The 9,818-nt window shown below is 70.1% G+C and carries 9 protein-coding genes and 1 pseudogene; 5 read left to right on the top strand and 5 right to left on the bottom strand.

The window, feature by feature from the left end:
* From I73_RS20670 to I73_RS29510, 3 genes are all read right to left on the bottom strand, one after another.
* Nucleotides 1–920, bottom strand: a 920-nt coding sequence (locus I73_RS20670) for a cytochrome ubiquinol oxidase subunit I (protein WP_022982363.1), incomplete at its 3' end; no start/stop codon positions are given.
* Entirely contained in the window at nt 917–1,192 is a 276-nt protein-coding gene (locus I73_RS20665; RefSeq protein ID WP_148289877.1) for a hypothetical protein, read from the bottom strand. The genes I73_RS20665 and I73_RS20670, both read right to left, overlap by 4 nt.
* Nucleotides 1,193–1,294: 102 nt before the next feature.
* The gene (locus I73_RS29510) at nt 1,295–1,714 is read right to left on the bottom strand and encodes a DUF2946 domain-containing protein (protein WP_040501240.1); all 420 of its coding nucleotides are present in this window, start codon (nt 1,712–1,714) and stop codon (nt 1,295–1,297) included.
* Nucleotides 1,715–1,931: 217 nt separating this feature from the next.
* Between I73_RS29510 and I73_RS29505 the strand changes: the two genes are divergently transcribed.
* Entirely contained in the window at nt 1,932–3,695 is a 1,764-nt protein-coding gene (locus I73_RS29505) for a diguanylate cyclase (RefSeq protein ID WP_022982360.1), read from the top strand.
* 31 nt (nt 3,696–3,726) lie between these two features.
* Here I73_RS29505 and I73_RS34495 read toward each other — a convergent pair whose 3' ends face one another.
* The gene (locus tag I73_RS34495) at nt 3,727–4,143 is read right to left on the bottom strand and encodes a TonB-dependent receptor (RefSeq protein ID WP_255348173.1); all 417 of its coding nucleotides are present in this window, start codon (nt 4,141–4,143) and stop codon (nt 3,727–3,729) included.
* Nucleotides 4,116–6,056 carry a TonB-dependent receptor gene (locus tag I73_RS29500; RefSeq protein ID WP_255348172.1) on the bottom strand — a complete coding sequence of 647 codons (1,941 nt, stop codon included), beginning with the start codon at nt 6,054–6,056 and terminating at the stop codon, nt 4,116–4,118. The genes I73_RS34495 and I73_RS29500 overlap by 28 nt, the downstream gene beginning before the upstream one ends.
* Before the next feature lie 191 nt (nt 6,057–6,247).
* On the opposite strand from I73_RS29500, the pseudogene I73_RS34925 reads away from it, so the two are divergent.
* The 4 genes and pseudogenes from I73_RS34925 to I73_RS29490 all read left to right on the top strand — a co-directional run.
* A pseudogene (locus tag I73_RS34925) lies at nt 6,248–6,802 on the top strand (histidine kinase); the annotation flags it as partial.
* A gap of 230 nt (nt 6,803–7,032) precedes the next feature.
* A complete protein-coding gene (locus tag I73_RS20640) occupies nt 7,033–7,224 on the top strand; it encodes an ATP-binding protein (RefSeq protein ID WP_022982358.1) in 192 nt (63 codons plus the stop codon).
* Nucleotides 7,221–7,868 (top strand): response regulator transcription factor, encoded by a 648-nt coding sequence (locus I73_RS20635; protein WP_022982357.1) that lies wholly within the window; start codon nt 7,221–7,223, stop codon nt 7,866–7,868. Before I73_RS20640 ends, I73_RS20635 begins: the two co-directional genes overlap by 4 nt.
* Before the next feature lie 363 nt (nt 7,869–8,231).
* Nucleotides 8,232–9,818, top strand: a 1,587-nt coding sequence (locus I73_RS29490) for a discoidin domain-containing protein (protein ID WP_040501243.1), incomplete at its 3' end; no start/stop codon positions are given.

The following is a 9,818-nucleotide window of genomic DNA, read 5'->3' as shown; positions in this document are numbered from 1 at the left end:
GGAACGGTCTTGTCTGCACTGCGCGTGCCGATCAGGCCCAGCACCCAGGGGATCTTGACCTCGGCATGGGTGGTGCGGTTGGCTTCGTCCGGAATGCCGAACAGGGTCAGGCCGGCCGGGGCCGGCTCGGTGTGCCACATGGCCTCCATGGCCGCCATCTTGGTCGCCTGCGTCTCGGCCGCGGTGTAGCCGGACTCATCGCCCAGCACGATCACCGACAGGGCCGAGGCCAGGCCGAAGGAAGCCGCGATGCGGAAGGAGCGCAGCGCGAAGGCCTGCTCCCGGCCCTTGAGCAGGTACCAGCTGCTGATGCCCAGCACGAAGATGGCGCCGGTGACATAGCCGGCACTGATGGTGTGCACGAACTTGTCCTGGGCCACCGGGTTGAAGACCACGTCCCAGAAGCTGGTCAGCTCCATGCGCATGGTCACCGGGTTGAACTCTGCGCCCACCGGGTTCTGCATCCATCCGTTGGCGATCAGGATCAGCACCGCCGACAGGTTGGAGCCGATGGCCGTCAGGTAGGTCACGCTCAGGTGCCCGACCTTGGACAGGCGGTCCCAGCCGAAGAAGAACAGGCCGACGAAGGTGGATTCGAGGAAGAAGGCGACCAGGCCCTCGATGGCCAGCGGGGCACCGAAGATGTCGCCCACGTAGTGCGAGTAGTAGGCCCAGTTGGTGCCGAACTGGAACTCCATCGTCAGGCCGGTGGTGACACCCAGCGCGAAATTGATGCCGAAGAGCTTGCCCCAGAAGCGGGTCATGTCCTTGTAGACGGTCTGGCCGGTCAGCACATAGACCGTCTCCATGATGGCCAGCAGGAAGGACAGGCCCAGCGTCAGCGGGACGAAGAGGAAGTGGTACAGGGCGGTGGCCGCGAACTGCAGTCGCGAGAGGTCCACCAGCGATTCGGAAATCATGGGTTCTCCTTGGGGGAGGTGCCTGGTGTCGGAGGCGTTGGGGGCGTGGACAGGCGCGCGTCCAGGCCCTGGGCCACCTGATCCGGGCTCAGCCGCGGCGGCAGCGGCCAGTGCTGAAGCACCAGCAGGGCCACCAGCTTGAGGGCCAGGGCGATCAGGATCTCCCGCCGGAATCGGTCGGACGGGGGCGTGGACGACGGCGTGGATGGGCAGGCGCCGGTGTCGGGGCACGCACGAGCGTGCTCCCGCCGGGCCCCAGGGCGCAGCGACATGTCGGAAAACTCCAGGACGCCAGGCAAAACCCGATGGCGCACGGCCCGGCCGTGCGCCATCGGGGACGTCAATGCGAGGGCACCGTCAGGCGGTGCCGTGGCTCAGGCGATGAGCTGGGGTGGGGCGCGCGCTTCGGGGCGGGCCCAGAGCGGCGCGGGATGAAGCGCGGCGAAGATCGCCACCGGGGCCGCAAAGCGCACCGACAGGCTGGGCAAGGCCAGCGAGAGATCCAGTGGTGGCAGCGCGAACGAGGCCGCGTGGGTCAGGCAGTAGCCGCAGGCGGCGCTGCTCAGGCCGGCGGGGGCATCGGCAGGGCGCTGGCTGCGCGTCTCGGCCACCTGGCCATCGCCATCCAGCCGTACCCAGCGCATGCCGGTGCTGCTGCACAGCTCAATCCAGGCCGAATTGCCAGCCTGGGCCCGGGCCACCATGGCCTGAGATACCGATGGTGCCAGCGCATTGAACAGCAGGGCCAGGATGGCCAGGCTGTGGATCAATCGGTGAGCGAGACGTCGGTGCACGGGCAGGAAAAGCAGTCAGCGCCGGCAATGTAACCTGGCGTCAACCCGGATTCTCTTGATGTCGGACAGATGACGCAACAGGACAGCCGGTTTCGGCGCCGCCGCCCGACATCGGCGGGTCGCGATAGCATCCCATCCCATGGGCTGCCGGTTTCATGCCGTCGGTGGCCCATCCCTCTCCTGGGGTTCTTCAACGTTTCGGTGTTTTGCAATGGGCATGCCGCTGCGCAGACTGGTGCCTTTGCTGGCCCTGCTGCTGTCCCTGTTCTCGATGGCCGTGGCCAGCCGGGCGATGGTGGCGGAGTGGACGCGGCTGCGCGACGCCGACCAGGCGGCCCTGGCCCTGGCCGACCTGAAGACGGCCCTGGTGGCCGCGGAAATGGCCTCGCGCGAGCGGGCGCCTGCCAATGCCCTGATGGGCCAGGGCGCTTCCGCGCCCGAGGCGACGCGTCAATGGCTGGCGCAGGCCCGGGGGCGAACGGACCGCGCGCTGGAGGCCCTGGGCGCGGCGCTGCACGCACGGGCCGGCCAGCCGCGCCAGGCGCTGGCGCAGCACCACCTGGAACAGGCGCTGGGCCAGTTGCGAGACGGCCGTGCGCAGGTGGATGCCGTGGCCTCGCAGCCGCAGGGCGGGGCCGATGCGCAGGCTATCCGGCAAGCCGTGCTGGCCATGGCCGCTGTCATCCCTGAGCTGGGACCGGCCACTGCGCTGATGGCCGATGAGCTCCAGCGTGCCGCCCCGGCCCAGGCACCGCCTGTTCAGAGCGCCCGCATGGCCGCCGACCTGCGCGAGTTTGCCGGCCTCCTGGGGTCGCACCTGACGGCGGCCCTGGCGCAGCAGCGGCCGCTGACTCTCGAGGAGCGCCTGGCCTTCGAGCGCACCCGCGGGCGGATGGACCAGCTCCGAGGCCAACTGGCTTTACGGCTGGACGACGCGGGCGCCGGCGACCCGGTCCGGGACGCCTGGCGGGCCGTCAACGTCAGCTACTTCTCCAGCGGCATCGAGCTGGCCCAGTCGGTGGCCAACCGCCGTGGGCAGGCGGCAGCCCGCGGGCTGGATCCGGCCGGCTTCGCGCAGGTCTACGTACCGCGCATGGAGGCCATCGTGGCCCTGCGCGACCAGTTGCTGGCGCGGGTGAGTGCCGCCGTGGCGCTGGAAGCCGTGGATGCGCGCTGGGCCCTGGCCATCACGGGCAGCGTGACGGCGGCCACGCTGCTGCTGCTGGGCCTGATGGCGGCCACCCTCAAGCGCCGCCTGCTCGACCCCCTGGGCGCGACCGTGCAGGTGCTGCATGCCATGGCGCGCAACGACCATGCCGTGGACCTGCCGGTGGTGAGGCGGCGTGACGAGATGTCCGAGGTGGTGGATGCGGTGGCGGCCCTGCGGCAGCATGCCCGCCGCCAGGAGGAGATGGCGCTGGAGCGCAGCCAGCTGATCGCCCAGCTCAACGAAAGCTCCAACACCGACTTCCTGACCGGCCTGCCCAACCGTCGCTGCTTCGTGGATGCGGCTTCCAAGGTGCTGGCCCGGGCCGCGGCGCAAGCCAGGCCGGTGTCCTTGGTCCTCCTGGACCTGGATCGTTTCAAGTCGATCAACGACCGCCATGGCCACGACGCCGGCGACCGCGCCCTGGTGGCCGTGGCCGGCGCGCTGAAGACGGCCACGCGCGCGGGCGACCTGGCCGCCCGCATGGGGGGCGAGGAGTTCATCGTCCTGCTCGAAGGTTGTGGCGAGAGCCAGGCCCTGCAGTTCGCCGAGCGGCTGCGCGAGCAGCTCAGCCGGCTGCGCATTGCTCTGGCCGATGGCGGGGTGCTGCAGCTGACCGCCAGCCTGGGTGTGGCCGTGCAGGAGGCGCCTGACGGCCCGCTCGATGGCCTGATCCGCCAGGCCGATGCGGCCATGTACCAGGCCAAGTCGCTGGGGCGGGACCGGGCCGTGCTGGTTCCGCCGGGCGGCGGGGTCGGGCCCGAAGGCGCTTAGCCCGGGGCCGGCCCGCCCGGCCGCGCTCGCGTCAGAGGACCAGCGTGTCGAAGCGCCAGCGCAGGCCCAGCCACACCGCACGTGGAGCACCCGGGGCGGCGAACTGCGCGTTGCGCCACTGGTCCGGCGGCAGCAGCTGGCCGTGGCTGTCAAAGGGGTTCTGGGCCAGCGAGCCACCGGTGGCGTAGCGGCGGTCGAACACATTGGCCACCTTGGCGAACACCTCGACCCCGTGGCCGAGCGCGATGTTGGTGGTCAGGTCCAGCAGCGCATAGCCGCCCACATGGCCGGAGCCGAAGAAGTCCACGCCGTCGGCTTGTTGCTGGCCGTTTTCATTGCCCTGCACCCGCTGGCTGGAATAGGCCGAGAACTGGGCGCCCACCGTCCAGCCCGGGCGCAGGTGGGCATTGGCGGTGAGCTTCAGGCTGTGGCGGGGCAGGCCGGCCATGCGGTCGCCCGGGCGCACCGCGATCTCGCCTTCGCCAGGGCAGGCATCGCTGCTGCCGGCGCTGCTGTTCGATTCCGACAGCAGGCAGGCGCCGTGCGGAAAGTGGCGTCCAGCAGGCTGTAGGCCAGGCGCCAGTTGAAGGCGTCCGCGTCCTGCGACAGCGACAGCTCCAGGCCCTGGCGGCGGGTGGTGCCCACATTGGTGAAGTAGCCCGCGGCGTGGCCGTTGCTGATGAACAGCAGGTCGTCGTGGTTGTCGGTGCGGTATGCCGAGGCGCTCCACTGCAGGTCTTGCGCGAGCCAACCGCGCAAGCCCGCTTCCAGCGTGCGGGCCACCACCTGCTTGAGCGGCGGGTCGCTTTGCAGCGCATTGGGCAGCACGCAGGGGTTGGTCGGGTCGGAGCAGCCCAGCTCGATGGGGCTGGGCGCCCGGTTGCCCTGGCTGAAGCCGCCGAAGGCCGTCAGCGCCGGGCTGATCTGCCACGTCAGGCCGGCGGCCGGGTTGAACTTGGCATAGGTGCCCTGGCCGTCCAGGTTCGTGTCCAGGCCCAGCTCGGTACGGCCCAGGTCGGTGGTGCGCACTCGGGTGTGGTTGTAGCGGCCTGAGAGGGTCAGGTGCAGCTCGGGGCTGAGCGTGATCAGGTCCGAGGCGTAGACGCTGGCGGTGCGCTGGCTGCCGCGGATCTTGGCATCCACCTCGGCCTCTTCGGTGTCCACCACGCCTCGGGTGGCGTCCAGCATGCCCTCGGCGCTGGTCTGCTCGAAGCTGTTGTGGGCCTGGTCCCAGGCCGCGCCCAGGCTCAGCTGGTGGGCGCCGGCGGTCTTGCTCAGCTGCAGGGTCAGGCCCTGGCTGCGGTCGGTGGTGCGGGTGCGGTTCTCGACGCCGGTGTTCAGGTCGTCCACCCCGTCGTAGTCGTCGTTCAGGTCGCCGTTGAGGGTGTGGCCGTTCAGCCGGCGCAGATAGGCGGTTCCCGAGAGTGTGAAACCATCGCCCAGCAGCCGCGAGGCATTGAGCGTGAGCAGGGTGGCCTGGTGCCGGGTCTCGTCCGGGCGGGTGAAGATCTGGCGCGGGTCCACCGCCAGCATCGACTCCGGCGTCAGCCCGTTGCCCACCAGGGTGCTGTCGCCGTGGGCCAGGCTCAGGTCCCAGCGCTGGTCGGCCTGGCGCTCACCGCCCTTCAGAAAGACCTGACGCACCCTTGAAGGCGAGAAGTCGCGCCAGCCGTCCTCGTCGAAGCCGCTGAAGGCGCCGAAGACATGGCCATGTTCGCCCACCTTCTGGCCGTAGCTCAGGTTCACGCTGCGGCGGCCGAAGGAGCCGCCTTGTACCTCCACCTCGCCGCCGGGGTCGGTGTCACCGCTCTTGCTGCGCAGCACCAGGGCGCCGCCCAGGGTGTTCAGTCCGAACAGGGGGTTGGAGCCCGGCAGCAGGGCCATGTCGCTCAGGGCCTGCTGGGGGATCAGGTCCCAGTTCACCACGTCGCCGAAGGGCTCGTTGACCCGCACGCCGTCCAGATAGACCGACAGGCCCTGCGGCAGGCCCAGCAGCGGGCTGGCGCTGAAGCCGCGGTAGTTCAGCGTCATCTGGTACGGGTTGCCCTGGGTCTGGTTGATGGTGACGCTGGGCAACTGGGCGCCCATGAAGTCGGGCAGGTTCAGGCTCTGCAGGGCGCGCATCTGGGCGGCATCGGCCGTCTGCACATTGGCGGGCACCTGGTCCAGGGGCACGGTCTTGTCGCCCAGCGGGGTGGTGCCCACCACGGTGACGGTCTGCACCGCCGCCACCTGTTGGGCCTGGGCCTGAGCCTGGGCATGCAGGGTGGGGTGGCAGGCCAGCAGGGCGGCGCAGGCCAGGGGGGCCAGGCGCGGCGACGAAAGGGGGCCGGGCCGGCGGCGCAGGCAAGGGGCGCGCATGGGGTGTCTCCGAATCTTGTTTGTGCAGTTTGGAGCACACGCTAACAAGCCACCCCGGCCCGCGACAGGGAAAACTTCCCGCGCGCCCATCGGCTCAGGGTATCCCTGGCGGATGGGCGGGCGCTGTCCCGTTCTGGAGCAGTTGTTGCCCTCGGAATTGTGTCAAAGCGGGGCGTCCGGGCGGGCCGGCGATGGCATGTGGATTGCACTGTCACGGGAACATTTCCCGACCATCTCCCGCCATGCGCCGCCCCATTTCTCCCTCCCTTTCCTCGGATGCCACCGGCCGTTCGGTCCAGGCCCGCAACGACCTGCGCTGGGTGCTCGTGGCCACGCTGCTGGGCTGGTGTCTGGCGGCGGCCTTCGACCTGCAGGAGCGCATCGCCGGCCTGAGCCAGAGCCTGCGTCTGGAGCTGTGGCAGGTGGACGAACTGCCACTGGTGCTGACCGTGCTGGGCGGAGGCCTGGCCTGGTACGCCTGGCGCCGCTGGCAGGAAACCGTGGCCCTGCTGGCCCACAACCGCGAGCTGGCCCTGCAGCTCATCGAAGTGCAGGAACGCGAGCGCCTGATGCTGGCCCGTGAACTGCACGACGAACTGGCCCAGCACTGCACCGCCATCCGCGTGGAGGCGGCCTACCTCCAGCATGCCGACAACGCCACCGCGCTGAAGGCCTCGGCCAGCAGCATCTCGGCGTCGTCCCGCCAGCTGCTGGACAGCCTGCGCGGCATCCTGCGCCGTCTGCGGCCGGTGGAGCTGGACGAGCTGGGCCTGGAGGCGGCGGTGCGGGCGCTGGCTTCGCGGTGCGCGGCCCGCACCGGGTTGCACTGCCGGGTGGAGGTTTCGGGTCAGCTCGGCGGCCTGGGGCCGACCGTCGACATGGCGGTCTACCGCGTGGCGCAGGAGGCCCTGTCCAATGTCGAGCGCCACGCCCAGGCGCGCCGCGCGGTGCTGCAGTTGCGGCGGCAGGGCGAGGCGTGGAGCTGCGCATCAAGGACAATGGCTGCGGCTTCGCCCCGGACCGGGCCAGCCGCGGCCTGGGGCTGCTGGGGGCCTCCGAGCGGGCGCCCCAGCTCGGCGGCGATCTCTCCACCGGCGCGTCGCCCCTGGGCGGTGCCCCCCTGTGCCTGCGGGTGCCGGTGTGGCCGGTGGCGGAGGGCGCGCGATGATCCGCATCCTGCTGGTCGACGACCACCCGGTGGTGCGCGCCGGCTACCAGCGCCTGCTGGAACAGTCGGGCCAGGCCACGGTGGTGGCCCAGGCCGCCAATGTGGACGAGGCCTGGGCGGCCTGGCGGGCCCAGGCGCCCGACCTCACCATCACCGACCTGTCCCTGCCCGGCAGCGGCGGCCTGGAGCTGCTGCGCCGCCTGCGCGAGGCCCAGCCCGACGCGCGGGTCATCGTCTTCAGCATGCACGACAGCGAGACGCTGGTGGGCCGCGCCCTGGACCTGGGCGCCTGCGGCTACGTCACCAAGAGCAGCCCGCCCGAAGACCTGCTGGCGGCCGTGCAGCAGGCCCTGCGCGGCCAGCGCTACCTCAGCCCCGGCCTGGCCCCCGCGGTGGCGGTGGGGCCGGGCCCGGCCTCGCTGCTGGAGTCGCTCACCCAGCGCGAGTTCGAGATCTTCCAGCTCATCGCCCGGGGCGAATCCCCGCAGCGCTGCGCCCAGGCCCTGCACCTCAGCCCCAAGACCGTGGCCAACCACCAGAGCGTCATCAAGGACAAGCTGGGCGTGAGCACCCTGGCCGGCTGGGCCCACCTGGCCCTGCGTTGCGGTGTGCTGGGCGGCGGAGAGGCCGGCGCCGGCGCTTGAGTCACCGGGTTTCGTGCCCGCCATGCCTGCCAAAATTTGTCAGCCCAGCGGGACAAAACGGCCATGGGTGACATTTTCTGGCGCCGCCCACGCTGAATGGGGCCCCTGAGCGCGGCTGTTTTCCGCGGTGCGGGGTTGGAATCTTCCATATTCGGGGCGGGAGTATCCAGTTGCTTCCCGTGGCCGGTCCACGGCGCTGCCCCTGTCCGGCCATGCGGCGAATGTGCGCGGGCGGCAGATTCACTTGCAGACGGTTGCAAATCCCCCTTTGGGCGTGTTCCGTTTTGGCACGGTGGTTGCCTATTGGGTCCCCGTCCCATTCCTCCCATGCCCTTCAAGGCATGAGGCATTCCACGGAACACCATGCAGTACCGCAAACACCCCCCAGCCTCTGTCCTGACCCGCTTCCATCGCGGGGCCACCCTCGGCTCCCTTCTGGCGCTGGCACAGGTGCTGACGGCTTGTGGCGGTGGCGGCACCTCGTCGTCTGAGGCCCCCGCGCCTGCACCCGCACCCGCGCCGACGCCCGCACCCGCCCCGTCCACCGACCCGGTGCTGGAGGCTCCGCCCGCAGCGGCCGCGCCCTCGCTGCCCAGCACATCCGCCCAGCAGCGCCTGCCGTCGCCCCCGGCGCAGCTGCAGCTGCCCATGGGGGTCGACACCAGCCAGCCCGGCGTCACCGTGCGACCGCTGGCCGCGACCTCGTCGGCCACCGCCAACGCCACCAACACGGCGTCGAAGGCGATCGACGGCGACGGCACGACCCGCTGGGAAAGTGCCTACACCGATGACGCCTGGATCCAATTCGATTTCGGCGCCAAGACACAGCTCGGATACCTGAAACTCGTCTGGGAAAATGCATACGGCAAGGAGTATCTGATCGAGGTCTCGGACGATGGCGCGACCTGGTATCAATTGCGCTATGTGATGGGCGGGCAGGGCGGCACCGAGGAATTCTTCAATCTCAATGCCAATGTCCGTTATGTGCGGCTGCAAGGGGTGGCCCGTGCGACGCAATATGGCTACTCGCTGTTCGAGGTGGAATTCAAGTCCCCCGGCAGTGACAACTCCATCGGGTCCGTCAGCACCACGGCGGCGCCTTTTCCGCCGAACGGGGCTGGGTTGGTGTCTCCAGCGCCCGCGCCCGCACTGGAAACCACCCAGTTCAAGCTGGCCGATGGCACGCTGGTGACCCGCTTCGGCTTCGTCGGGCGCTCGCGCCACGGGCGCGAGCGCGGCGAGGACTGGAACGAGATCGGCTTCGGCCCGAACGACACCGTGGACAGCGCGGGCCGCCCGCAGGACAAGGGGCCGGGCGCCTACCTGAACTTCGTCGCCAACTACTTCAAGAACCGCACCTGGGGCGTGGAGATCATCGACAACAGCGGGGTGGCCGGCGTCACCGCGCCCCGCCTGATCGTCAACCAGTACTACCAGCAGGCGCAAAAAGGGGGCGGGCAGTCCTTTGTCCGCCGCTTCGACGATCCGCATGTCACCGGCTATGGCTGGATGAGCCCGGGCACACTGCTGGACAACAGCACCTACACGGCGGGCTTCAACGACATCGCGGCCTGCCCCGTGGTGCCCAAGCCGCCCGATGGGGCCTTGCTCAAGCCCAACAGCGGCTACAACGGCGTTGTGGGGGCCAACGATGGCTGCAGCGTCGTGTTCGACAACTACCCGGCGCATGCGGACCTGTCTCCCAACGGCGATGGCGTGATGGTGCCCAACGGCAGCACCGTGCCGGCGCGTTCGCTGCGCCTGGGCGATGTCATCGAGTTCACCGGGTCCTTCTTCTCCACCCGCGCCGCGATGGATGCCATCGGCGACAGCGGCAACTTCCGTTACTACACCAACGAACTGACCTATGTCGTCGGGGCGGGCCTGCGGCCCTCGTATGGCGTGCAGCCCCGGCTCATGAATGCCCCCTTGCCGCCGAGACGCTGCAGG

It is taken from the genome of Ideonella sp. B508-1 (assembly GCF_000333615.1).
GTDB lineage: Bacteria > Pseudomonadota > Gammaproteobacteria > Burkholderiales > Burkholderiaceae_C > Ideonella.
This window is presented reverse-complemented; position numbering and strand designations above follow the sequence as displayed.